The organism is Pseudomonas sp. 2(2015) (assembly GCF_000955865.1).
Taxonomy (GTDB): Bacteria; Pseudomonadota; Gammaproteobacteria; order Pseudomonadales; family Pseudomonadaceae; genus Aquipseudomonas.
The window spans coordinates 96,423-120,795 of sequence record NZ_JYOF01000004.1 but is presented as its reverse complement, the minus strand read 5'-3'; the positions used below and the strand labels follow the sequence as shown (position 1 = coordinate 120,795).

The following is a 24,373-nucleotide window of genomic DNA, read 5'->3' as shown; positions in this document are numbered from 1 at the left end:
CACCCCGTTTGGCGCTGGTCGCAAACGCCTGCGGGAGATGGCTATTTTGGAGATACAAAATGACTGATTTCACTCTGAACGCCCAAGCGCGTACCGACCTGGGGAAAGGTGCGAGCCGCCGCCTGCGTCGTCTCGCCGCCCAGATCCCTGCCGTTGTTTACGGTGGTGACAAAGAAGCTCAATCCCTGACCATCGTGGCCAAGGAAATCGCCAAACTGTTCGAAAACGAAGCTGCCTACAGCCACGTTATCGAGCTGAACATCGACGGCAAGAAAGAAAACGTCGTTGTCAAAGCGATGCAGCGTCACCCAGCCAAGCAGTTCATCCTGCACGCTGACTTCGTCCGCGTTGTTGCTGGCCAGAAACTGACCGCCAAAGTACCAGTGCACTTCGTCAACGAAGAAGCTCCGGTCAAGAAAGGCGGCGAGATCTCCCACGTTGTCAACGAGATCGAAGTTTCCTGCGAAGCCAAAGACCTGCCTGAGTTCATCGAAGTCGACCTGGCCAACGCCGAAGTCGGCGCGATCATCCACCTGTCGGACCTCAAAGCTCCGAAAGGCGTCGAGTTCGTCGCTCTGGCTCACGGTAACGACCTGGCTGTTGCCAACGTTCACGCTCCGCGTGTTGCGCCTGAAGCTGCAGAAGGCGCTGCCGAGTAATCTACTCAGCACGCCGGCGTTGACCGGGTTACAGTGCCCCGCACTGTAACCCACAACTCCAAGGAAGAGCCCCTGACGTGACCGCCATCCAACTGATCGTCGGCCTGGGAAACCCCGGCCCCGAATACGAACAGACCCGGCATAACGCAGGGGCTCTTTTCGTAGAACGCATTGCCAGCGCCCAGCGCGTCAACCTGACCGCTGACCGCAAGTATTTCGGCCTGACGGCTAAATTCAGCCATCAGGGCAACGACGTTCGTCTGCTGATCCCGACCACCTACATGAACCGCAGCGGCCAGGCCGTTGCTGCACTGGCGAACTTTTTCCGCATCCCGCCAGATGCCATCCTGGTGGCCCACGACGAACTCGACCTGCCTCCCGGCGTCGCCAAGCTCAAAAAGGGCGGCGGCCATGGCGGGCACAACGGGCTGCGCGACATCATCGCCCAGCTCGGCAACCAGAATGACTTTCACCGTCTGCGGCTTGGCATCGGCCACCCGGGTGACAGCAGCAGGGTCTCCGGTTTCGTCCTCGGCAAGGCGCCACGCGCCGAGCAGGAGAAGCTGGACGCCAGTATCGATTTTGCCCTCGGCGTGCTGCCGGACATCCTCGCCGGCGACTGGACGCGTGCGATGAGAGAGCTGCACAGCCAAAAGGCCTGACTCCACGAAGAGGGATTCACCATGGGTTTCAATTGCGGCATCGTCGGCCTGCCCAACGTCGGCAAGTCCACCCTGTTCAACGCCCTGACCAAATCCGGCATCGCCGCTGAGAACTTCCCGTTCTGCACCATCGAGCCGAACAGCGGCATCGTGCCGATGCCCGATGCACGCCTGGACGCGCTGGCGGCCATCGTCAAGCCGAACCGCGTGCTGCCGACCACCATGGAATTCGTCGACATCGCCGGCCTGGTTGCCGGTGCCTCGAAAGGTGAAGGCCTGGGCAACAAGTTCCTCGCCAACATCCGCGAGACCGACGCCATCGCCCACGTGGTGCGCTGCTTCGAAGACGAGAACGTGATTCACGTCTCCAACAGCGTCAACCCCAAGCGCGACATCGAGATCATCGACCTGGAACTGATCTTCGCCGACCTCGACAGCTGCGAGAAGCAACTGCAGAAGGTTGCGCGCAACGCCAAGGGTGGTGACAAGGACGCCCTGGCGCAGAAAGCCATCCTCGAAAAACTGATCCCGCACTTCACCGAAGGCAAGCCTGCGCGCAGCCTGATGAAGAACATGGCAGACGACGAGAAGGCCCTGATCCGCGGCTTCCACCTGCTGACCAGCAAGCCTGTGATGTACATCGCCAACGTTGCCGAAGACGGTTTCGACAACAACCCGCACCTGGACGTGGTCAAGGCCATTGCCGAAGAAGAAGGTGCGATCGTGGTGCCGGTGTGCAACAAGATCGAAGCCGAGATCGCCGAGCTCGACGACGGTGAAGAGAAGGACATGTTCCTCGAAGCCCTGGGCCTCGAAGAGCCAGGCCTGAACCGCGTGATCCGCGCCGGTTACTCGCTGCTCAACCTGCAGACCTACTTCACTGCCGGCGTGCAGGAAGTCCGCGCCTGGACCGTGCGCGTCGGCGCCACCGCCCCGCAGGCGGCCGGCGTGATCCACACCGACTTCGAGAAAGGCTTCATCCGTGCCGAAGTGGTCGCCTACGACGACTTCATCCAGTACAAGGGTGAAAGCGGCGCGAAAGAAGCCGGTAAATGGCGTCTGGAAGGCAAGGACTACATCGTCAAGGACGGTGACGTGATGCACTTCCGCTTCAACGTCTGACCCGCTGCCAGCAGCCCGAAACCCCTTGAGGTCATGCCTCAAGGGGTTTTTCTTTGCCTGCGCCATGAGCAAACGCGAGCCAATACCTGGATCTATACTCAAAGCCGCATTCAAACGGCTCTTGTCCACAGATCAGGTATCGGCGCATGGCTAAGAAAAAGGAAAAGCAAGACAGCAGCGAACGCCTCCCCCGCAAAGAATACGAGCAAGCCCTCAAGGCCCTGCACATCGAGCTGGTCAAGTTGCAGCAGTGGGTGGTGGCCAAGGGTTTGAAGGTCTGTATTGTCTTCGAAGGCCGCGACGGCGCCGGCAAGGGCGGCACCATCAAGGCCATCACCGAGCGCGTCAGCCCGCGGGTGTTTCGCGTGGTGGCGCTGCCAGCACCGACCGAACGGGAAAAAAGCCAGATGTACGCCCAGCGCTACATACAGCACATGCCCTCGGCCGGCGAAGTGGTGATCTTCGACCGCAGCTGGTACAACCGCGCCGGCGTCGAGCGGGTGATGGGCTTTTGTACCGAAGAGCAGTCCAGCAAGTTCCTGTCAGTGGTGCCATCGTTCGAGAAGATGCTGGTCGAGTCCGGCATCGTGCTGGTCAAGTACTGGCTGGAAGTCAGTCCTCAAGAGCAGGAGCGGCGCCTTAAGGAGCGCATTACCGACGGGCGCAAGATCTGGAAGCTGACGCCGATGGACCTCAAGTCCTTCACCCGCTGGGACGACTACACCCGCGCCCGCGATGACATGTTCGCCGCCTCCGACACCTCCTGGGCCCCCTGGTATGTGGCGGTTTCCGAAGACAAGCGGCGGGTGCGCCTGAACATCATCAGCCACTTTCTCAAGCAGGTGCCCTACGAGGACATCACCCACAAACAGAAGATCGAGCTGCCCAAGCGCGGCAAGATCGGCCGCTACAAGAGCACCCGCTACACCTCGCGCATGGTGCCTGAGCGCTTCTGAAGCGCCATGCGTGCTAGGCAGCGCCCTGCCCGGCACGCTGGGCGCGGAAGGCCCGGCGCCGGGCGCTGCGGGCGAATACCACGAACAGCGCGGCCATGGCCGTCAGCGCCATCGGCAGGCCATGGGGAGCGACGTCCATGGCCGCACCACTGAGCAGCGGCCCGAGCAGGCTGCCGACACCCCAGAGCAGGCCGACGCTGGCGTTGGCAGTGACCAGGTCCTGGCCCTTGAACTGCTGGCCGATCAGCACCAGCGCCAGGGTGTAGACCCCACCGGCCACCGCGCCGAACACCACCAAGGCCGGCCACAGCAGCCATTGCATACCGATCAGCCATGGCAGCGCCAGGCCGATCAGCATCGCCACCACACCGCACACCAGGTGTACGGTGGTGCGCTCGCAGCGGTCGGCCAACCAGCCGATCGGCAACTGGAAGAGCATGTCGCCGGTAAGGATCACCGTCACCATCAACGCTGCGACGCCCACGGCGTAGGCATGGTTGGTGGCATACACCGGCAGCAGCGAAAGGATCACCGCATCGAAGAACGAGAAGAACAGCACGCCCATGCACAAGGCCGGCGCCACGCGGAAAAAGCCCGCCAGGGAAAAGCTCTTGCCGCCCTCCTCGCCATGCTCGACGTGGTCATTGGGCACCGTCAGCACGATGCACAGCAGCGCCAGGCCATAGCAACCTGTCACCACCGTGGTCACCCAGGCGCTCTGCGCGCCGAGAAGCGCCAGCATCGCCGGGCCGAGCATCTGGAAGCCGGTAAAGGCGGTGGCGTACAGGGCCATGATCTTGCCGCGGTTGTGTTCCGGGCTCAGCTCGTTGACCCACGACTCGCCGAGAATGATGGCAATGCCCATGCCGATCCCCAGCGCCAGGCGCAACAGGGCAAGCAGGTAGAGCGAGGAGAAGCCCCATTCGAGCAGGCCGATGCTCAAGGTGCACAGGCCGAAACACAGCAGGTAGATGGTGCGCCGGGTCAGGTGCCGGCAGCAGGCATCGACCATGAACGCCGAGAGCATCATCCCCGCCGCCGGAATGGCCGAGACGATGCCGATTTGCAAGGTACTGGCCCCAGCGTCGAGCAAACGCAGCGACACCAATGGCAAACTCGCCCCAAGGCTGAAACCGACTACCGAAACCGCAAACAACAAGCCCAGCAACAAACGCGTATTCATCACCACTCCGAACTCACCGGCGCAAAGCACCACATCGCACCTGCGCAGGCGCATACATGACCGTAATAAGATTTGCATACAGGCGCGCCAGCCACGGCAGAACGCCGGGCATGCAGCTGCCAGGTCAGGAGGTGGGGCGGTGAGGCGAGAAGGTAAAGGCGAACAGCACACTGCGCCGACGCTTGAGGACGGTATCGCTCGGCCAGTCGCAGCAGCGGGTCAGGACGACCGGCTGGCGATGCGCGAATGTGTGGCTGAAGCGGCTCATACGTCGGTTACACCGTAAAGGATGGGCGGCACTCTAGGAGAACCCGTGCCACCCGTCAATAGCCCGTCCTTGAGCCTTCAGCGCTTGCCGGTGGACGGCAGCAGGATCGCCAGCAGGCCGAACAGCGGCAGGAACGAGCACAGGCTGTAGACGTACTCGATGCCCTTGAGGTCGGCCAGATAACCCAGCGCCGCCGCGCCGATGCCGCCAAAACCGAACATCAGGCCGAAGAAGATCCCGGCGATCATGCCGACGTTACCCGGCACCAGCTCCTGGGCGTACACGACGATGGCCGAGAATGCCGAGGCGAGAATGAAGCCGATGATCACACTGAGCACGCTGGTCCAGAACAGGTCGGCATAAGGCAGCATCAGGGTGAACGGCGCAACGCCGAGGATCGAGAACCAGATCACCGCCTTGCGCCCGATGCGGTCACCGATCGGGCCGCCAAAGAAGGTCCCGGCCGCTACCGCGCCGAGGAACAGGAACAGGTACAGCTGCGAGCTGGCCACCGACAGGTCGAACTTCTCGATCAGGTAGAAGGTGAAGTAGCTGGTGAGGCTGGACATGTAGAAGTACTTGGAGAACACCAGCAGCCCCAGTACAACCAGGGCGCCGATCACCCGCTGGCGGGAAAGGCCATGGGTGGCGCGCTGGCCCTGCTTGGCCTTGAACAGGTTGAGGTGTTCCTTGTACCAGCGGCTCAGGCCGTAGGTGACCAGCACGGCGCAGACCGCGAACAGGCCGAACCAGGCAACATTGCCCTGGCCGAAGGGAATGATGATCGCCGCCGCCAGTAACGGGCCGAAAGCGGAGCCGGCGTTGCCACCGACCTGGAAGGTCGACTGCGCCAGGCCGAAGCGCCCACCGGAGGCCAGCCGGGCGATACGCGAGGTTTCCGGGTGGAAGGTCGACGAACCGATGCCCACCAGCGCCGCCGCCAGCAGAATCATCGGGAAACTGCCGACAAACGCAAGCATGACGATCCCCACCAGGGTGCACAGGGTGCCCAGCGGCAACAGGTTCGGCATCGGCTTGCGGTCGGTGTAAAAGCCGACCCAGGGCTGCAGCAGCGACGCAGTGATCTGGAAGGTCAGGGTGATCAGCCCGATCTGGGTAAAGGTCAGGCCGTAGTTGGCCTTGAGCAGCGGATAGATCGACGGCAGCACGGCCTGGATCAGGTCGTTGATCAGGTGCGCCAGGGCACAGGCGGCGATGATACGCATCACCAGCGGGCTGCTCTGGGCAGTTGCGGTGCTGGCGGGTGACGTTGACGAGACAGTGCTCACAGCCATGACAAAAGCTTCCATCCGGGGGGCGGGATCCAATTATCCAGAAATCGTTAGCAAGCGCACTATTCTTTTCGACCAACGTGCTTTTGACGTGCTTGTTAATAATTCTCAATAACGTTAGCATCGGCTGCGTTTTTACAGACTCCACTGCCTGCCTATTCGAGGCCCGCATACGCCATGTCCGACGACCAGGACAACCGCAGCCTGTCGCTGCTCTATCAGCATCACCGCAGTGAACTGCTGGCCTTCCTGACCCGCCGCGTGCGCTGCCGGGAAACCGCCCGCGACCTGCTCCAGGATGCCTTTGTGCGGCTGATGCACAGCGAGCGTGGCGAGGTTGGCAACCTGCGGGCCTTTCTGTACCGCATCGCCAACAACCTGAGCATCGACCATGCTCGGCGCAACCAGGTACGTGGGGTCAATGACGAGCAGGCGCTGGAGCATCTGCTCAACGAAACCTCACCCGAGCGCAGTGCCGTGGCCGGAAATACCCTTGACCATCTTGAACGCCTGATCGACGGCCTGCCCTCGCCGACCCGCGAGGTATTTTTACTCGCCCGGGTCGAGCAATTGAGCTACAAGGACATCGGCGCGCGCCTGGGACTCGACCCGCGTGCGGTCGAGCGTCATTTGAACAAAGCCCTGAGCCATTGCGCCGCGGCTGCCCTGCATAACCGAAACAAGACTGACCAGCCATGAACCCATCGCCAAATTCTGCCCATCCGAACGAGCCTGGCGACCGCGAACAGCAAGCCCTGGACTGGTTTACCCGGCTGCGCGCCCACGATGTTCCGCGGGAGCAACGCCAGGCCTTTGAACGCTGGCGCCTGGACCCCGAGAATGCCCGCACCTTTGCCGAGGTCGAGCTGTTCTGGCAACAACTGGAGATGCCCGCGCGTCGCCTGCACAAGGTCAAACGGGGTACGGCCCCACGCTCCTGGGGGGGCTGGGCGGTGGCGGCGAGCATCCTGCTGATCAGCGGCCTGGTGATGTTGCAGTTGCCATTGCTGCAGCGCTTGAACAGCGATGTCGCCACCGCGGTTGGCGAACGCCGGCAGATCCAGCTGGCCGATGGCTCACGGCTGACCCTCGACAGCGCCAGCGCCGTCGATATCGACCTGCGCGGGCCGGTGCGCACGCTGCGCCTGGTGCAAGGGCAGATGTTCATTGAAGTGACCCACGATGGCCGGCCCTTCGTGGTCGATGTCGACGAGGCCCAGGTACAGGTGCTGGGTACGCGCTTCTCGGTCAGCCGCGGCCGCGATCACGATGAAGTGGTGCTGCTCAAAGGCAAGGTCGAGGTCAGCAGCGCCGGCGACAAACGCATGCTCGCCCCTGGTGAACGTGTGACGCTCAGCGGCAGCCGCCTGGACCAGGTCGAGAAGGTCGATGCCGAACGCCTGCTGGCCTGGCGCGAGGGGCAGTTGCGGGTGCGTGAGGTGCCCTTGCGCCGGGTGCTCGAACAGCTTGCCGAGTACCAGGGCAGCCGCCTGCTGTACATCGATGAACAGGTCGGCCGGCGCCCGGTCAGTGGCAGCTTTAACCTCGACCAGGCCGCCACTGCCATCGATGCCCTGGCGCGCACTCAGAACCTCAACGTGAGCAACCTGGCCGGGCAATGGATCATCGTCCGCTAAGCCGGTGAAAATATATTTCCCAGGCATTCGGTAATTGTCTTTGCTGCTGCGTCACACCTCCACATAAGAAGCATTATCGTTTGTATTCTCTGGGGGAGGACACATGCAGTACCCACGCGATTTCCGATTCAGCCGTCAGCCACTGGCCTGCGCCATCCTTGCCGCCAGCCTGTTTTCCACAACCCTGGGCCTGCCGCTGCAGGCCGCCGAGTCTGCCCAGACCCAGGCCCAGGCGCTGGACTTCAACATCCCCGCGCAAGCCTTGGCCGATGCCCTGGACGAGTTCAGCGCCCAAAGCGGGCTGCAGGTGATCTACGACGCCAACCAGCTGGCCGGGCGCTCGTCGCCGGGGGTCAAGGGCCGCATGAGCCCGACCCAGGCACTGCAGGCCCTGACTGCCGGCAGCAGCGCACGCCTGAGCCAACCCAACGCCAGCAGCTTTGTCATCGATTTACCGATGGAACTGGGCAGCGCCCTGCAACTGGATGCCATGAGCATTTCCGGCAAGGCACCGGGCTCGACCACTGAAGGCACCGGGCTTTACACCACCTACTCGTCCAGCAGCTCGACGCGCTTGAACCTGACACCCCAGGAAACCCCGCAGTCGCTGACCGTCATGACTCGCCAGCGCCTGGATGACCAGCGCCTGACCAATCTCAGCGATGCCCTCGAAGCGACCCCCGGGGTGATCGTCGTGCGCGACGGCCTGGGCGCCGAGACCGACAGCTACTACTCGCGCGGCTTCGTCATCCAGAACTACGAGATCGACGGCGTGCCGACCGTCACGCGGATGGACAACTACACCCAGAGCATGGCGATGTACGACCGCATCGAGATCGTCCGCGGCGCCAGCGGCCTGATCAGCGGCATGGGCAACCCGTCGGCGACCATCAACCTGATCCGCAAGCGCCCGACCGCCGAGGGCCAGGCCAGCGTCACCGGCTCGGCCGGCACCTGGGACCGCTATGGCACCGGCTTCGATGTTTCCGGGCCGCTGACCGAAAGCGGCAATGTGCGTGGCCGCCTGGTTGCCGACTACAAGACTGAAGGCGCCTGGGTCGACCGTTACAAGCTGGAGAGCCAGCTGCTGTACGGCATCACCGAGTTCGACCTGAGCGAAGACACCCTGCTGACCATGGGCTTCAGCTACCAGCGCACCGACGTCGACTCGCCGCTGCGCACCGGCCTGCCAACCCGCTTCAGCACGGGTGAGCGCAGCAATCTCAAGCGCTCGATCAACATGGCTCCGGACTGGTCGTACAACGACCACGAACAGACCAGCTATTTCGCCTCGGTGGAGCAGCAACTGGGCAACGGCTGGAGCGGCAAGATCGAGTACAGCCATTCCGAAAACAAGTTCGACGAAGTGTTCGGCTTTCTCATGGGCGAGCTGCAGCCCGACGGCAGCGGCCTGAGCCAGTTGCCGGTGCGCTTTTCCGGCACCCCGCGCCAGGACAACCTGGACCTGTACCTGACCGGCCCGTTCAGCCTGTTCGGCCGCGAACACGAACTGATCGGCGGCGTAACCCTGTCCAAGTACAACGAAAACGTACCGAGCTGGGGCGGCTGGCGCTACGACTACAACGCAACCCCGGGTGCGTCGGTGGAGAACATCTTCGACTGGGACGGCAAGCAGCCCAAGCCGGACTGGAGCATCAGTGGCAAATCGTCAATGGAAGAAACCCAGTACGCCGCCTACCTCACCTCGCGCCTGCACCTGACCGACGATCTCAACCTGATTCTCGGCAGCCGGGTCATCGACTGGAAGCGTGACACCGAGGACCGCCCGTACGGCGGTGAGAAGACCGAGGTCAACCGTAAAGAGACCGGTGTGTTCATCCCTTATGCCGGGGTGGTCTACGACCTTGATGAAACCTGGGCGCTGTACGCCAGCTACACCAAAATCTTCAACCCGCAAGCCTCCTGGGTCACCGACGAGAACAACAAGCCGCTCGACCCGATGCAAGGCGTCGGCTACGAGCTGGGCGTCAAGGGCAGCCATTTCGACGGCAAGCTGAACTCCAGCCTGGCGCTGTTCAAGCTCGAACAGGACAACCTGGCGATCTGGGTGCACGACAACGTCTACGACGCCAAGCAGGACACCACCTCCAAAGGCCTGGAAATGGAGCTCAATGGCGAGCTGGCCGAAGGCTGGCAGGCGTCGGCGGGCTACACCTACACCCTGACCACCGACAACCAGGATGAGCGCATTGCCACCGTGTATCCGCGCCACAGCCTCAAGACCTTCACCAGCTACCGCCTGCCGGGCATGCTCGACAAAGTCACCGTGGGTGGCGGGGTCAACTGGCAAAGCAAGGTCGGCACCGACCTGCACAGCTTCGACCAGGGCAGCTACGCGCTGGTCAACCTGATGGCGCGCTACAACATCAGCGAAAACCTCAGCGCCACGGTCAACCTCAACAACGTCTTCGACCGCGAGTACTACTCGATGGCGTCGTCGTACGGCAACTACGGGGCGCCGCGTAACCTGATGACCACGTTCAAATACGACTTCTGAGCCGGTTTACGGCTAAGCGGTTGATCGCGCGTTAATTTTTTTGAAAAAGAGTGTTGACACAAATCCGTTTCAGGCGAATAATGCGCGCCACTTGGCTACATAGCTCAGTTGGTTAGAGCATAGCATTCATAATGCTGGGGTCCGGGGTTCAAGTCCCTGTGTAGCCACCAAGTACTAAAAAGGGCTTACCGCAAGGTAAGCCCTTTTTTCTTGCCTGCGATTTTTACCCTGCCCGCTTAGCGCACATTGGCGAACACTACCGCCAGCCCCAAGCCGATCAAGGCCACACCAATCACCCGGTCAACCAGACGCTGGCGCTCGAGCATGGCCCGGCGCAACACCACGCTTGAGAAAAACACCGCCACCAGGCTGAACCACAACCAGTGGGCGAGCGACATGAACGCGCCATAGCCGAAGTTGACCGCCAGCGAACTGCCCGGCTGCACCACCTGGGTATAGGCACTGACCACAAAGAGCATGGTCTTGGGGTTCAGGGCGTTGGTCAGAAAGCCCGAACGAAATGCCGCCAGCACGCCGAGCTGACTGGCGCTGGTGCCATCCAGGGAAATCCGCGTAGTGTTGGTCAGCGACTTGTAACCCAGGTAAATCAGGTACCCCGCCCCCAGCACCTTCATCGCCAAAAACAGCGCCGGGCTCTGGCTGATGATCACCGCGATGCCCAGCACCGTGTACAGCACATGCACCTGCACCCCCAGGGCGATGCCCATTGCCGCCGCCAGGCCGGCGCGGCGGCCAAAGGCGTAGCTGCTGCGGGTCACCATGGCAAAGTCGGCGCCCGGGCTGATCACCGCCAGCACGGTAAACAGGGCAACGGCTATGAGTTCATTCACGTAAAGCTCCTCGATCTGCTAGGACAATGCACAGATAGCTCTGCACGCCGCCATTATCGAAAGCTTCGGGTAAGGCCAAAAGCGATTTATAGTGAGGCAAATCCGCTAGTTTTTCTCACAGATATGAAACTGCCTGCGCTGTCCGCCTTTCGCTATTTCGATGTTGCCGCGCAAACCCAGAGCTTTGTGCGCGCCGCCGAGCTGCTCAATGTCACCCACGGTGCGGTGAGCCGACAGGTGCGCCTGCTGGAAGAAACGCTGGGCGTGCAACTGTTCGAGCGGCGCAACCGGGCGATCTTTCTCACCGCCGCCGGCCGCGCCCTGCACGGCACCACGCTGTCGGTGTTCGAGCAACTGGAAGGCGCGGTGTACCGCCTGCAGCAACAGGCGCGGGAGAACGTGCTGGTGCTGTCGTGCGAGCCAACCATCGCCATGCGCTGGCTGATCCCACGGCTGCCGGCCTTTCATGCCGCCCACCCGGACATTCACCTGCACCTGGTGGCGGCTGGCGGGCCGATCGATTTTGCCCGCAACGGCGTCGATCTGGCCCTGCGCCGCGATGACTTTCGCTGGGACGCCAATCTGCACGCACTGAAGATCTGCGACGAATGGGTTGGCCCGGTGTGCAGTGCCACCCATAACTTTCCCGAACACGGCCTGGCCGGACAACGCCTGCTGCACAGCGCTTCGCGCCCCAACGCCTGGGCTACCTGGTTGCGTCATAGCGGGGAGTCGGCCAAGGGCAGTAGCCGCGCTGACTACGAGCACTTCTACCTGTGCATTCAGGCGGCGGCAGCCGGGCTGGGCGTGGCCATGGCCTCGCGCCTGATGGTCCAGGATGAAATCGACAGCGGCCAGTTGCAGGCGCCGCGCGGCTTTATCCAGGACCAGTCGGCCTACTACCTGCTCAGCCCCCAGACGCTGCTCGACGACGACAAAAGCCGCTGCTTCGCCGAGTGGGTGATCGGCCAGTCACAGGCCTGCCTCGCTCACCTTGACTGAGCCTTGCTGGCGGTAGCCGGCGCACAGAAGGAGGAGCCGGCACTGAAGTCGCCACCCCAGGTGCGGTAGCCCGCCGTGTCGATGTGAATGCGCCCCGACGGGTAACGCCCCAGGCCCATGTTCCAGTCCTTGCCATGGGCCTGCCAGAAGCTGCACAGCGGGTTCGGGTCGGCCCAGGCAGGTAGCAGCAGGTCGACCGCAAAGGCGCGGGTATGGGCGCTGGCCACGGCGCCACCGGCGCAGCGGTTGAGCACCGGGTCGCGGTAGGCCGAAACCACTTCATAGCGCTTGAGCACGCCCTGCTCGCCCAGGGTCTTGAGCAGCAGTAGGGTCGAACGTACTGCCGGCCACTGCGCCGCGGGCGCAAGCGCAAACGGCTCGGCCTTGCACAAACGCCAGTCACTGGCCGAGCGCAGCAATTGGTGGATAGGCACCACGCCATACAGGCGCGCATCCACCAGCATTTCACGAAAGGGCCGGGTCTGATGATCACCCGCCCACTGAGCAAACAGGTACAGGTCACGCTCGTCAGCCTGCGCCTGCCGGGCAGCGAGCGCTGTCAGTAAAAGTCCTGCACCGATCCCGGCCTTGCACCACGTTTTCATCAGCCTGCTCCCCCTTCCCAACCCCCGGGAAATTCCTCCAGTATGGCAACCCTCCCGACTGCGGGGAGGAACTGACAAGGAGTTAAGCATGCACACGACTGCTCCACTGACCTTCGCCCTGGCCGCCATGACCCTGAGCGGCGCCGCCCTGGCTGATGCCCGCATCGACCTGGGCAGCCAGGAACGGGTGACCCGGCTGTTTGCCTACCCCAACAACTGTAACGTCATCTGCTTTCGCAACTGGACCCTTGAGCAAACCGTGGAGCACTACCTGACCCAGAGCGTGCAACGCGACGGTTACGCCGCGGCGACGGTAAAGGTCAAGCGCGACAACAACTCACTGCATGCCGACATCCAGGGCGTACCGAGCGACTACAGCAAGCCCCTGCAAGCGCTGCTCGACACCGGCGAGCTGGCCTACCAGGGCGCCACCCGGCTCAACCGCGAAGGCAAGTGGGCCTACAACTGGAACCTGTTCCTGCCCCTAGGCATGGCCCTGGAAAAGCGCCGCAGCATCGAGCTGCTGCACTTTCCGCCGGACTACTCGCTGACCCAGGCCCAGGACTACCTGCGTTCCAACACCACCGACCGCTGGGCCACGCTGCTGACCTTCAACGGCATTCCTGCCGAGCAGACCCCGGCCTACCAGACCATCGTCGACATCGCCCCGATCGCCGCGCCAGCCAGCGCCGGCAAGGATCTTGAAGGCGTATATGGCTACTTCAAGGATTATCAGCTGCAAATGGTCAAAGAGATGACCCGAACCGGCAACGGCGCCGCCTTGCCGATGGTTGCCTTCGGCTCGCCGGTGCGCAGCTGGATCGAGCAGCAGTACGGGCCCAAGCTTTATGTACTGGGCCTGGCCAGCATCAGCCCGACGCCTGGGCAAAAGGTGCCGGTGCTGGGCGCCAATCACCCGAGCGCAATCTGGTATGCGGCAGATAAAACCAACTATGGCGGCGACCAGGACAAGGCCGATCAGGCCGGCCTGAAGATGATGGGCCAGGATTTGAGCGCTGCCTGCTGGCAGGCGGGCATGGGCCGCAACCCGGCGGCGGATGCCAAGGCAACGCTGGGGGCCTGTACCCAGAAGTGGCAGGTGACGGCGAAGAAGCAGACCTGCGAGCTGTATTTTCGCAGCATTCGCAACATGACCCCGGAGCAGGCTGGGGCCAAGTGCAATACCGGGGCGGTGACGCGGACGTTGCGCGATTTGCAGAATACTTGAGGTGAATCCATCGCGGGGCAAGCCCGCTCCTACAGTAGACCTGTGGGAGCGGGCTTGCCCCGCGATGGCCTCAATCCTGCGGACGCAAGCGGTACTGCGGCGGCAACTGGTCGAGGCCGCTGATGGTCGCGTTCAGGCTCTTCCAGCGGCCATCCTTGATGCCATAGATGCAACCATGCACCGACAGGCTCTGGCCACGGTGCCAGGCATTCTGGACGATGGTGGTATGGCCGACATTGGCCACCTGCTGGATCACGTTCAGCTCGCACAGGCGGTCCACCCGCTCTTCCTCGGTCGCAAGCTTGGCCAGCTCCACGCGGTTCTCGTAGTACAGGTCGCGAATCGAACGCAGCCAGCCGTCGATCAGGCCCAATTGGCGATCCTGCATCGAGGCCCGTACCCCGCCGCAACCGTAGTGGCCGGTGACCAGGATATGCTTGACCTTGAGCACGTCCACCGCGTACTGGATCACCGACAGGCAGTTGAGGTCGGTGTGCAGCACCACGTTGGCGACATTGCGATGAACGAACAGATCGCCCGGCAACATGCCGACGATCTCGTTGGCCGGAACCCGGGCGTCCGAGCAGCCGATCCAGAGGAATTCCGGAGTCTGCTGACGCGCGAGCTTGGCGAAGAAATCCGGATCTTCCTGCTTGATCGCATCGGCCCAGCGCGCGTTGTTATCAATCAGTTCTTGTAGATCGTGCATGTTCAAGCCTCATGGTTGGTGCGCATCTTGTGACAGGCGCCGGCCCGTTCAGGTCACGCCTTTGAATCTTCGGCCAACCGTCAGGTCCACCGCATACGCCCACCCGCAGGAGGATCGACCATGAGCCAGGAACACCGCCCGCTGCACGCCCCGCAACCCGCCCCGATCGACACCGACGAAGACCGCATGGGCTCGGTTGAAGAACTGCACTTTGACAAGGATACCCCCAATGTCGATGCCGGTTTCGACCCAACCGACGACGACCTCGAGCCAGAAACCCTGATCCCTGAAGACGGCGCCCGCTCGCCCGGCGAAGCCGGTGCGGATCACCCGGCAGACTGGGATTTGAGCGTAGTCGACGAAGACGACATCGGCGGCGGCAACGGCCTGGATGAAGCGGAACTGGCCCGGCGCGATCCGCTGGACGGCAAGCGCGAACCCTGAGCCGCTACTCGAACAGGGTGCAGGCCATGACCAGGGCGTCTTCGCGACCGCCGGCAACCGGGTAGTAGTCACGCCGGCGGCCGATTTCATTGAAGCCGTAGCGCTCGTACAGGCGGTAGGCCGACTGGTTGCTGGCGCGCACTTCGAGGAAGCACTCGCGACCGTTGCTCTGGTAGGCGCGCCTCATCAGCTCTTCCAGCAGGCGCAGGCCCAGGCCGCGGCCCTGGCTTTCCGGCTTGACGGTAATGTTGAGCAGGTGCGCCTCGTCGATGATCACATTGATCACGCCGTGGCCGACCTGTTGCTCGCCTTCGAACATCAGCCAGATTTCATAGGACTTGAGCCCGTCGAGGAAAATCCCGCGGGTCCAGGGGTGGCTGAAGGCGGCGTATTCGATCTTCAGTACGGCATCCAGATCCGCCTCGGTCATCCGGCGAAAGCTGATTGTGTCACTCATTGCTTGGTTTCCAGCGCGCCATCAGCCGGCGCATGGCTTGCCAGACGTGCGCCTTGCGCTGCGGCTCGTCCATCAACAGTTCGAGCCCCGGCAAGGCCCAGGCAGCGCCCAGGCCTTCAACCGGCAACTCGCGGTAATAAGCTTCGGCGTCGGCCTCACCGGCAAAGCGCACGGCAGGCAGGCCAATCAGCCACAGGCAGACGCACGGCGCCTCTTCAAGCCGGGCCTGGATAAAGCCCTGGACGAAATCGGTCGCAGCCTGCGGGCCCTGGTCAAGATTGCCGCGCACCAGCAACGGCCAGCGCACCGGCTCGCCGATGATCTGCGGGCTGTCCGGCAGGCCGGCGGCGCGCAGCATGTCCTTGAGCAGCAGGTAGGACGGGTCGCGGCTCTGGAACGGCTCGCCGGTGGCAAGCTCGACCAGCAGCAGGCAGTTGCCGGCACGCAGCAGTTGCAGGGCAAAGCGTGGCGGTGGTACCGGCGCAGGCCTGGCAACCACGGGCTTTTCGGCTTCGTCCACCGCCTTGGCCGTCACTTTCGGCGTGCTGCCTGGGCGCGGGATCTCGATCTTCGGGCGCTCGCCAGAACGCACCAGCGGCGCGCTCGGCGCAACGCTGGCGGGGGCAGGTGCCTGCTCCTGCGGCTCGAACGCCGGTTCCTCGAGTGCCGCCACCGGCAACAACAGCTGCGGGCGCGACGGCGCGGCGAACGGCAGTTCGGCACGCGGCAGCCAGTGCACCACTTGCATGGCGTTGAGATAAGCGCGGCGGCGGGACTCGATTAACAAGAAGGATCGGCCATCTGTGGATAAGTCAGGGCCGATATTCTAACGTTGTTCGCCGCTCGGCGCCGCTGTTGATCGGCAGAAAACCGCCCGACAGCAGCTTGAAGCGATCAAGGGGGTGAATCGACAGGCGTCTGATGCAGTACAATCGGCGCTTTTATTTGGCAACGAGTCGACCCGCCAATGATCGAACCCAAGCGCGTCCTGCGCGCCCTAGCCGAACACTGGGCCCTGCTCGAGCCGTTGTGCGAGCGCTTCGACGGGGGCACCCTGAGCCTGGCCGAACTGCGCCAGCAACTGGCCACCCAGCAGCTGGAGAGCACGCCCCAGGACATCACCAGCCTGCTCGACGTGTGGATCCGCCTGGATATACTGGTGCCGGTGGCAAAAAGCCCGAACCGTTTCGAGCTCAACGCCCAGATCCACGACTTTCTCGCTTACCTGCGCCGCGAGCACCGCCTGGGCCTGTGCCTGGAGATCGAAGCCTACCTGCGCCACCTCGAGCGCCTGGCCGGGCACATCCAGGACGCCTTCGAGATTCGCGACGGCAATGACCTGGCGCGCCAGCTGCGCCTGCTCGACATGCGCGTGCGCGACGTACTGAAGAAGCTCGACAACGACGAACAGGCGCTGGTCGCCGTGGCCGAACGGGCCAAGACCAGCGACCGGCAAATCCCCCTGCGCCAGCGTTACGCCGAAGTCCTGGCGACCTGGGACGAATATGTTGAGCCGATGATCCAGCTGGTCAACGCCGATGGCGCCTTCGAGCAAGGCGTGCGCAAGGTCGAGACCGTGCTGCTGCGCTTGCTCGGCGAGCAGGCCCGTCTGGGCCATCTGGTCGACGATGACATGCTCCTGCGCACCCACGCGCGCATCCTCGAGATGCAGACCAGCGCCCAGCTGACCCTGCGCCATGCCCGTGAACTGCTGCTGCCGCTGCGTGAAGAAGCGCGCCGGCACAACGCCGTGACCCGTGGCGCCGCCCTGGCCCTGTCGGTAATCCGCCGCAAAGGCCTGGACGCTGTGCCGCAGGCGGCCATGCCGCTGTTCACCCGCCCGCAGAGCACCTTCCTCGGCAGCGCCAGCCAGGTCGAAGCCTACGTCTATGCCCTGGCCCGCTTCGAGCCCAAGCCTGCGCAGTTTCCCAAGGCCCACAAGAGCCACAAGGGCGATGCCCCGCGTGCGCCGCGTACGGTCAAGGAAATGCTCGAGCGCTGCGAAGACGCCCTGCCGCTGCCGGACCTGATGGTCTGGCTGCTCGACCAGGAGCCCGAGGGCGCCACCGACGAGCTGCTGTACTGGTTCTCGCGCCTGTCGCGGGAAAAACGCTTTACCCGCGCGCGCCTCGAGCGCCGCGAATACACCACCCGCGAACACCTGGTCAGCCTGCGTTCCTTCGCTCTGACATCGAGCCGCGAACCATCGCCTGAGCCAACTGCGAGCCCTGCCCATGCATCTTGATCTTTCCGAACTGTCCCAGCTCGCACCGATCTTCCGCGAGCTGTTCAAGGGCTTCCACATCAGCCGCCGCGACCCGGAGCTGTACGCCCAACTGTCGAACTTCCAGGACCAGTACCGCGGCCTGTTCAAGGCCCTGGGCTTTGAACTGGTGTGCGACACCCGCGGCTTCTACTACTTCGTCCCGGACCTGGCCGCCACCCAGGTCAACAAGACTGCCCAGCGCCTGTCGCTGTTCACCTTCATCCTGGTCGAGCACCTGGCTGACCAGGGCCGCGACCCGATGTCGGTGCTCGACGGCGGCAGCCTGGGCCGCGACGAGCTGCCTTCGCTGCTGGAAAAATACCGCGACCTGTTCATCCAGGCCGAAGTACAGACCCCCGACGAGCTGGAAGAGAAGATCATGCGCCGCATGACCCAGCTCGGCTTTGCCCACGAAGAGAACGGCATCTACCGCTTCCTGCCGCCGATGCACCGTTTCCTCGACGTCTGCCTGTCGGTGCAGCAGGACCGCGACCTGGCTGCCAGCCTGCACAGCGCCCTGCCGCTGCCAACGCCGGTGCTGGTCGAGGAAGAGAGCCCGGAAGAACTCAACCGTACCGACGACCCGCTGGACCTCAGCCCGTTCGAAGAAAGCGAAGAAGACGCCCTGGCCCGAGCCATAGCGCAAGAGCAACAGGAGATTGACGCATGAGCCAGGAACGCTACGGCATTCGCCGCTTCGCACTGCTCAACACCGCCGGCTACAGCCTCGGCCTGTTCCCCCTGGAACACCCGCTGTCGGTCTACGGTGCCAACAACCTGGGCAAGAGTGCCTCGATCAACGCCTTGCAGTTCCCGATCCTGGCACGCATGTCGGACATGAGCTTCGGCAAGTACAGCCTCGAGCAGTCGCGCCGCTTCTACTTTGCCACCGACACCAGCTACATCCTCTGCGAAGTCAACCTGCCCCACGGCCCGCACGTGATCGGCGTGGTCGGCCGCGGCCCGGGTGGCGGTTTCGGTCACCAGTTCTTCGCCTATGCCGGCGAACTGGACCTGGCCCACTACCAGAAGAACGACACCTGCCTGCGCCAGAAAGAGCTGTTCAGCAACCTTGAGCGCAACGGCCTCAAAGCCTACGAGCTCAAGCCTGACGAGCTGCGCCGCCTGCTGGTCGGCGGCCACACCTCGATCCCGCTGGACCTGACCCTGATCCCGCTGCGCTCCACCAGCGAGCAGAGCCTGAAGACCTTCCGCGCACTGTTCATCAACCTGCTGCACATGCGCGAGATCACCGCGGCCAAGCTCAAGCAGCTGTTCCTCGACGCCTTCGAGCACAGCCTGCGTTCGGGCAGCGTCGACTACATCGCCGCCTGCGAAGAAGCCTTCCGCGACGTGCGGCGCATGGAGCAGGACTACAACTCGCTGGTCGCCGCCGGCCCGCTGGTCGAGGCCCTGGCCAATGGCGTAGCCCAGCGCGACATCCTGCGCGGCAAGCTGCATCGCCTGTCGCCTCTGCTCGACTCGCTGCTCGGCACCTGGCAGGACTACGCCAGCGCACGCAAAGAAGAGCTGGTGATCCAGGCCGAACACTACAAGAACGAACAGGACAGCCTGCAGAACGACCAGCGTGGCGGCACCCAGGAACTGATGCGCCTGGAGCGCGAGATCACTGGCGTGCAGCGCTGGCTCGGCGAGTTGTCGGTGCTCAAGCATCGCTTCGCCCTGGTCGATGACGTCAAGGTCCTGGAGCAGCAACTGCTGGCCGCCAAGGACGCCCACGACGAACTGGCCGGTGCCCTGGCGCAGTCACGCCAGTTCAGCGCCGAAGACCTCGAAGAGCGTCTGCGCGAGCTGGAAAAACGCCTCAAATCGGTCAAGCAGCAGCTCGATCATGCCGACAACAACAGCTACGCGCGCCTGCGTGAAGAGTTCTCGCAGCAGGACGTCGAACGCCTGATGCGCCTGTTCAATGGTGCGCTGTTCAGCCTGCCGCTGGGCGAGCGCGGCATCGAGCTGGACGAAAGCGATGTCTGGGTCAAATCCCTGGAAGCGGTGCTCGACGGCTTCAAGGGCGAGCGCTTCGAGGCCCCGGGTCTGTCCATCGACCTCTCGCACATCGAGCCGCCTGCCCTGCAGGCCCTGGCCGACCGCGCCGCCCTGCGCGACCAGAAGGAACGCCTGGAAAAAGAGCTCAAGCAGCTCAAGACCCAGCAGGCGGTAGCCGCCGACCGCGCCGCGAGCAAGACCCAGACCGAAGCCCTGTACCAACAGGTGCTGGATGCACAAAAGGCCCTGGAAGACTTCCGCCGCAGCGAGACACTGTCCGCCGAGGAAGGCGACAAGCTCGAGCAACTGGCGCAGATGGAAGCGGCCCAGGACGAGCTCAAGCGCTCCAGCGACGCCTTCACCGAACGCGTCCAGCAGCTGTCGGCCAAGCTGCAACTGGTCGGCCGGCAGATCGCCGACATGGAAGCCAAGCAGCGCACCCTCGACGACGCCCTGCGTCGCCGCCAGCTGCTACCCGCCGACCTGCCGTTCGGCACGCCGTTCATGGAACCGGTCGACGACAGCATGGACAACCTGCTGCCGCTGCTCAACGACTACCAGGACAGCTGGCAGGGCCTGCTGCGGGTCGATGGCCAGATCGAGGCGCTGTACGCCCAGGTACGCCTCAAGGGCGTGGCCAAATTCGACAGCGAAGACGACATGGAGCGCCGCCTGCAGCTGCTGATCAACGCCTACTCGCACCGTACCGAAGAGGCCCTGACCCTGGGCAAGGCGCGCCGCGCTGCAGTCACCGACATCGCCCGGACCCTGCGCAACATCCGCAGCGACTACGACAGCCTCGAGCACCAGCTGGCGCTGTTCAACCGCGAGATCAACAAGCGCCAGGTCTCCAACCTGCAGAGCTTCCGCATCGTTTTGGCACCCAACAAGGAAGCGCTCAAGCACATCGACCAGATCATCCACAGCGCCGGTCAGTACGAGGAAGGCGAGACCCTGTCGGTGTTCGACCTCAGCGCCAGCGCCGAGCAGGACAACAAGAACGAAGAGGCCAAGGAATACCTGGCGCGCCTGGTCGCGGCCAACCACAACCAGCTGGGCCTCAAGGACCTGTTCGAACTGGCCTTCGAGATCACCAAGGTCGGTGGCCAGCCGGTGATCCACACCGACATCGACGGTGCGGCGTCCAACGGCACCACCATGACCATCAAGGCGCTGACCAACATGTACTTGTTGCTGCACCTGATGGACCGCGACCTGGCCGGTCGCGTGCGCCTGCCGTACTACCTGGACGAAGCGGCCGACATCGACGAACGCAACCAGGCAGCGCTGCTGGAAACCAGCTTGCAGCTGGGCTTCGTACCGATTCTGGCGAGCGTCAAGCCGCAGGTTTCGGCGCATGTCGCCATCGACCTGGAAGGCGGCAGCGGGCCGAACGGCATCTATATCGACGAGGCAGACTGGAAGTACATCAGCCGCCGGGATGTGGAGAAGGCAGTGGTGCGGGTAGAAGAGGAAGAAGCTTCGGCTTGAGGCCTCTCCAGGGGCCTTTCAGGCCCCATCGCCGGCAAGGCCGGCTCCCACAGGGATCAGGTTGGTCCTTGTGGGAGCTGGCTTGCCAGCGATGCATTCAACTCGGTTTTACTGAGCCCACGGCAAGATCGGAATCGCCGTCACCGCATTCTGCGGGCTGCCTTCGATGATCCGGTCGGAGTACACCAGGTAGACCAGGGTATTGCGCTTCTTGTCGAGGAAACGCACCACCTGCATGGTCTTGAACACCAGCGAGGTGCGCTCCTTGAACACCTCGTCACCGTCCTTGAGCTGCTCCTTGAAGCGAATCGGCCCGACCTGACGGCAGGCGATCGACGCCTCGGCGCGGTCTTCAGCCAGGCCCAGGCCACCTTTCAGTCCGCCAGTCTTGGCCCGTGACAGATAGCAGGTCACGCCCTCGACCTTGGGGTCATCAAACGCCTCGACAACGATGCGGTCATTCGGCCCGACGATCTTGAACACCGTCGATACCTGGCCAATCTCCTCGGCCGATGCCATTACCGGCAACGCCAGCAGTGCCGCTGCAATCATCCCTTTGAACACAGGTAGTTCCTCAGACCAGAATCAGGTTGTCGCGGTGCACCAGCTCCGGCTCGGCGATGTAGCCCAGCAGGCCCTCGATCGCGTCAGACGGCTGGCCAATGATTTTCTGTGCTTCCAGGGCGCTGTAGTTGGCCAGGCCGCGGGCGACCTCAAGGCCATCCGGGCCGACGCAAACCACCATCTCGCCACGGCGGAAGCTGCCCTGCACGGTCTTCACACCGACCGGCAACAGGCTCTTGTTGTCCTTGCGCAAGGCCTTCGCCGCGCCCTCGTCGAGCACCAGGGTGCCACGGGTCTGCAGGTGCCCGGCCAGCCACTGCTTGCGCGCGGCAAGCATGCCGCGCTCAGGCGAGAGCAAGGTACCCAGGCGCTCGCCCGCCTTGAGGCGGTCGAGCACGCGCTCAAGGCGACCACCGACGATGATCGTGTGGGCACCGGAACGCGCCGCCAGGCGCGCGGCGCGCAACTTGGTCTGCATGCCGCCACGGCCCAGGGCGCCGCCAGTACCGCCGGCCACGGCGTCGAGGCTCGGATCGTCGGCACGGGCTTCATAAATCAGCTGCGCATCAGGGTTGTTGCGCGGGTCGGCGTCGAACATGCCGTCGCGGTCGGTGAGGATCACCAGCAGGTCGGCTTCGACCAGGTTGGCCACCAGCGCCGCCAGGGTGTCGTTGTCGCCGAAGCGGATCTCGTCGGTAACCACGGTGTCGTTTTCGTTGATCACCGGCACCACGCCCAGCTCCACCAGGGTGCGCAGGGTGCTGCGGGCATTGAGGTAACGCTTGCGGTCCGACAGGTCGTCGTGGGTCAGGAGGATCTGCGCGGTATGCCGGCCATGCTCGGCAAAGCTCGACTCCCAGGCCTGCACCAGGCCCATCTGGCCGATCGAGGCCGCCGCCTGCAGCTCGTTCATCGCACTCGGTCGCTTGGCCCAGCCCAATCGGCTCATCCCGGCGGCAACCGCCCCGGACGACACCAGCACCAACTCGACACCTGCCTCATGCAACGCCACCATCTGCTCGACCCAGACACCCATGGCCGCGCGATCCAGGCCCTTGCCATCTGCTGTCAGCAGGGCACTGCCGATTTTCACGACCCAGCGCTGCGCACCCGTCACCTTGCTCCGCATCTTCTTCCAACCTATTCAGATCTTTAGATACCAAAACGCCGCTCCTGAGAGCGGCGTTTAGTGTACTGCAACGAATCAGTCGCGCACGTAAATGATTTCCGGGCCGTCTTCGTCGTCCTCGTCCCAATCATCGACATCGTCGTCGCCGATGTCGTGCACGCTCTTGACCCCGCTGCGGCGCAGGGCGCGAGCGTCGTCCAGGGCCTGCAGCTGGGCACGGGCTTCGTCTTCGATGCGCTGGTCGAGCTCGGTCAGCTCTTCGGCGTAGGCCGGGTCGTTGGCCAGACGGTCGGCGCGGTCTTCGAGGTAGCGCATGATGTCGCGGCTGAGCTGCTCGGTACCCTGCTTGGAGATGGCCGAGATCACATAGACCGGGCCTTCCCACTGCAGGCGCTCGACCACTTCCTTGACCCGCTCGTCACGCTCGTCGTCCATCAGCATGTCGGTCTTGTTCAGCACCAGCCAGCGATCACGCTCGGCCAGCGACGGGCTGAAGCGGGTCAGCTCGTTGACGATGACTTCGGCGGCATCGGCGCTGCTGCTTTCATCCAGCGGCGCGAGGTCGACGAGGTGCAGCAGCAGGCGGGTACGCGCCAGGTGCTTGAGGAAGCGGATACCCAGGCCGGCACCGTCGGAGGCACCTTCGATCAGGCCGGGGATGTCGGCGATGACGAAGCTCTTCCAGCGATCGACGCTGACCACGCCCAGGTTCGGCACCAGGGTGGTGAACGGGTAGTCGGCGACTTTCGGCTTGGCGGCCGATACCGAGCGGATGAAGGTACTCTTGCCGGCGTTCGGCAGGCCCAGCAGGCCGACGTCGGCCAGTACTTTCATTTCCAGTTTCAGGTCACGCTGCTCACCCGGCTTGCCCGGAGTGGTCTGGCGTGGCGCACGGTTGGTACTGGATTTGAAACGGGTGTTGCCCAGGCCGTGCCAGCCGCCCTGGACCACCATCAGCTTCTGGCCCGGCTTGACCAGGTCGCCGATGACTTCCTGGGTGGCCGAGTCGATCACCGTGGTGCCGACCGGCACGCGCAGGATCAGGTCGTCGCCCTTCTTGCCGGTGCAGTCGGTGCTGCCGCCGTTGGAGCCGCGCTGGGCTTCGAAGTGACGGGTGTAACGGTAGTCGACCAGGGTGTTGAGGTTATCGTCGGCAACCATGTATACCGAGCCGCCGTCGCCACCGTCACCGCCGTTGGGACCACCGTTCTCGATGAATTTTTCGCGGCGGAAGCTCATGCAACCGTTACCGCCGTCACCGGCTTTGACCCGGATCGATACTTCGTCAACAAACTTCATAAAAACCGCCTCTCGTCAGCTGGA

General features: G+C 63.6%; 23 protein-coding genes and 1 tRNA gene. 14 read left to right on the top strand and 10 right to left on the bottom strand.

From position 1 onward, the window contains the following. Positions 1-59: 59 nt before the first annotated feature. From UB48_RS08685 to ppk2, 4 genes are all read left to right on the top strand, one after another. Entirely contained in the window at positions 60-659 is a 600-nt protein-coding gene (locus tag UB48_RS08685; protein WP_045195970.1) for a 50S ribosomal protein L25/general stress protein Ctc, read from the top strand. Positions 660-736: 77 nt separating this feature from the next. Then, positions 737-1,321 (top strand): aminoacyl-tRNA hydrolase, encoded by a 585-nt coding sequence (pth, locus tag UB48_RS08680; RefSeq protein WP_038997179.1) that lies wholly within the window; start codon positions 737-739, stop codon positions 1,319-1,321. Positions 1,322-1,342: 21 nt separating this feature from the next. Next, positions 1,343-2,443: a redox-regulated ATPase YchF gene (gene ychF, locus UB48_RS08675; RefSeq protein ID WP_045195968.1), complete on the top strand. Its 1,101-nt coding sequence runs from the start codon at positions 1,343-1,345 to the stop codon at positions 2,441-2,443. A 146-nt stretch (positions 2,444-2,589) separates the two neighbouring features. After that, entirely contained in the window at positions 2,590-3,399 is an 810-nt protein-coding gene (gene ppk2, locus UB48_RS08670; protein ID WP_045195966.1) for a polyphosphate kinase 2, read from the top strand. A gap of 13 nt (positions 3,400-3,412) precedes the next feature. On the opposite strand, the gene UB48_RS08665 is transcribed toward ppk2, so the two are convergent. Both UB48_RS08665 and UB48_RS08660 read right to left on the bottom strand, forming a co-directional pair. Then, on the bottom strand, positions 3,413-4,582 hold the full coding sequence (locus tag UB48_RS08665) for an MFS transporter (protein ID WP_045195964.1): 1,170 nt from the start codon (positions 4,580-4,582) through the stop codon (positions 3,413-3,415). A gap of 345 nt (positions 4,583-4,927) precedes the next feature. Next, positions 4,928-6,145: an MFS transporter gene (locus tag UB48_RS08660; RefSeq protein ID WP_045195962.1), complete on the bottom strand. Its 1,218-nt coding sequence runs from the start codon at positions 6,143-6,145 to the stop codon at positions 4,928-4,930. A 174-nt stretch (positions 6,146-6,319) separates the two neighbouring features. Here UB48_RS08660 and UB48_RS08655 point away from each other — a divergent pair, with 174 nt between their 5' ends. The 4 genes from UB48_RS08655 (at position 6,320) to UB48_RS08640 (ending at position 10,467) form a co-directional block, all read left to right on the top strand. Further along, complete coding sequence (locus UB48_RS08655; protein WP_045195961.1) at positions 6,320-6,841, top strand: RNA polymerase sigma factor; 522 nt, start codon at positions 6,320-6,322, stop codon at positions 6,839-6,841. After that, the gene (locus UB48_RS08650; RefSeq protein WP_045195960.1) at positions 6,838-7,779 is read left to right on the top strand and encodes a FecR family protein; all 942 of its coding nucleotides are present in this window, start codon (positions 6,838-6,840) and stop codon (positions 7,777-7,779) included. The genes UB48_RS08655 and UB48_RS08650 overlap by 4 nt, the downstream gene beginning before the upstream one ends. Positions 7,780-7,882: 103 nt before the next feature. After that, positions 7,883-10,297, top strand: coding sequence for a TonB-dependent siderophore receptor (locus UB48_RS08645; RefSeq protein ID WP_045195959.1), 2,415 nt, complete (start codon positions 7,883-7,885; stop codon positions 10,295-10,297). Between the two features lie 93 nt (positions 10,298-10,390). Next, positions 10,391-10,467 (top strand) — tRNA-Met (locus UB48_RS08640). Positions 10,468-10,533: 66 nt separating this feature from the next. Here UB48_RS08640 and UB48_RS08635 read toward each other — a convergent pair. Next, positions 10,534-11,148: a LysE family translocator gene (locus UB48_RS08635; protein ID WP_045195958.1), complete on the bottom strand. Its 615-nt coding sequence runs from the start codon at positions 11,146-11,148 to the stop codon at positions 10,534-10,536. Positions 11,149-11,271: 123 nt separating this feature from the next. Here UB48_RS08635 and UB48_RS08630 point away from each other — a divergent pair, with 123 nt between their 5' ends. After that, positions 11,272-12,150, top strand: a complete 879-nt coding sequence (locus tag UB48_RS08630) for a LysR substrate-binding domain-containing protein (RefSeq protein ID WP_045195957.1) — start codon at positions 11,272-11,274, stop codon at positions 12,148-12,150. Here the strand turns inward: UB48_RS08630 and UB48_RS08625 are convergent. Beyond that, complete coding sequence (locus UB48_RS08625) at positions 12,138-12,755, bottom strand: D-Ala-D-Ala carboxypeptidase family metallohydrolase (protein ID WP_045195956.1); 618 nt, start codon at positions 12,753-12,755, stop codon at positions 12,138-12,140. The two genes, UB48_RS08630 and UB48_RS08625, sit on opposite strands and share 13 nt — an antisense overlap. Before the next feature lie 88 nt (positions 12,756-12,843). Here UB48_RS08625 and UB48_RS08620 point away from each other — a divergent pair, with 88 nt between their 5' ends. Beyond that, positions 12,844-13,983, top strand: coding sequence for a hypothetical protein (locus UB48_RS08620; RefSeq protein WP_045195955.1), 1,140 nt, complete (start codon positions 12,844-12,846; stop codon positions 13,981-13,983). 70 nt (positions 13,984-14,053) lie between these two features. Here UB48_RS08620 and can read toward each other — a convergent pair whose 3' ends face one another. After that, a complete protein-coding gene (gene can / locus UB48_RS08615) occupies positions 14,054-14,692 on the bottom strand; it encodes a carbonate dehydratase (protein WP_038614773.1) in 639 nt (212 codons plus the stop codon). Between the two features lie 120 nt (positions 14,693-14,812). Here can and UB48_RS08610 point away from each other — a divergent pair, with 120 nt between their 5' ends. Then, positions 14,813-15,136 (top strand): hypothetical protein, encoded by a 324-nt coding sequence (locus UB48_RS08610; RefSeq protein WP_045195953.1) that lies wholly within the window; start codon positions 14,813-14,815, stop codon positions 15,134-15,136. 4 nt (positions 15,137-15,140) lie between these two features. Here UB48_RS08610 and rimI read toward each other — a convergent pair whose 3' ends face one another. Beyond that, positions 15,141-15,593: a ribosomal protein S18-alanine N-acetyltransferase gene (gene rimI, locus UB48_RS08605; protein ID WP_045195951.1), complete on the bottom strand. Its 453-nt coding sequence runs from the start codon at positions 15,591-15,593 to the stop codon at positions 15,141-15,143. Continuing rightward, the gene (locus UB48_RS08600; protein ID WP_045195949.1) at positions 15,586-16,380 is read right to left on the bottom strand and encodes a hypothetical protein; all 795 of its coding nucleotides are present in this window, start codon (positions 16,378-16,380) and stop codon (positions 15,586-15,588) included. The genes rimI and UB48_RS08600 overlap by 8 nt, the downstream gene beginning before the upstream one ends. Positions 16,381-16,560: 180 nt before the next feature. On the opposite strand from UB48_RS08600, the gene mksB reads away from it, so the two are divergent. The 3 genes from mksB to mksF are packed head-to-tail and all read left to right on the top strand — an operon-like array spanning position 16,561 to position 21,357. Continuing rightward, positions 16,561-17,838: an Mks condensin complex protein MksB gene (gene mksB, locus UB48_RS08595; RefSeq protein ID WP_045195947.1), complete on the top strand. Its 1,278-nt coding sequence runs from the start codon at positions 16,561-16,563 to the stop codon at positions 17,836-17,838. Next, entirely contained in the window at positions 17,828-18,529 is a 702-nt protein-coding gene (gene mksE / locus UB48_RS08590) for an Mks condensin complex protein MksE (RefSeq protein WP_045195946.1), read from the top strand. Before mksB ends, mksE begins: the two co-directional genes overlap by 11 nt. Then, entirely contained in the window at positions 18,526-21,357 is a 2,832-nt protein-coding gene (mksF, locus tag UB48_RS08585) for an Mks condensin complex protein MksF (RefSeq protein WP_045195945.1), read from the top strand. Before mksE ends, mksF begins: the two co-directional genes overlap by 4 nt. Positions 21,358-21,465: 108 nt before the next feature. On the opposite strand, the gene UB48_RS08580 is transcribed toward mksF, so the two are convergent. The 3 genes from UB48_RS08580 to cgtA all read right to left on the bottom strand — a co-directional run bounded on the left by UB48_RS08580 (position 21,466) and on the right by cgtA (position 24,349). Continuing rightward, positions 21,466-21,909, bottom strand: a complete 444-nt coding sequence (locus UB48_RS08580; RefSeq protein WP_045196576.1) for a CreA family protein — start codon at positions 21,907-21,909, stop codon at positions 21,466-21,468. A 22-nt stretch (positions 21,910-21,931) separates the two neighbouring features. Further along, the gene (gene proB, locus UB48_RS08575; RefSeq protein WP_045195944.1) at positions 21,932-23,050 is read right to left on the bottom strand and encodes a glutamate 5-kinase; all 1,119 of its coding nucleotides are present in this window, start codon (positions 23,048-23,050) and stop codon (positions 21,932-21,934) included. 75 nt (positions 23,051-23,125) lie between these two features. Further along, positions 23,126-24,349 carry an Obg family GTPase CgtA gene (cgtA, locus tag UB48_RS08570; RefSeq protein WP_045195943.1) on the bottom strand — a complete coding sequence of 408 codons (1,224 nt, stop codon included), beginning with the start codon at positions 24,347-24,349 and terminating at the stop codon, positions 23,126-23,128. Positions 24,350-24,373 lie beyond the last annotated feature (24 nt).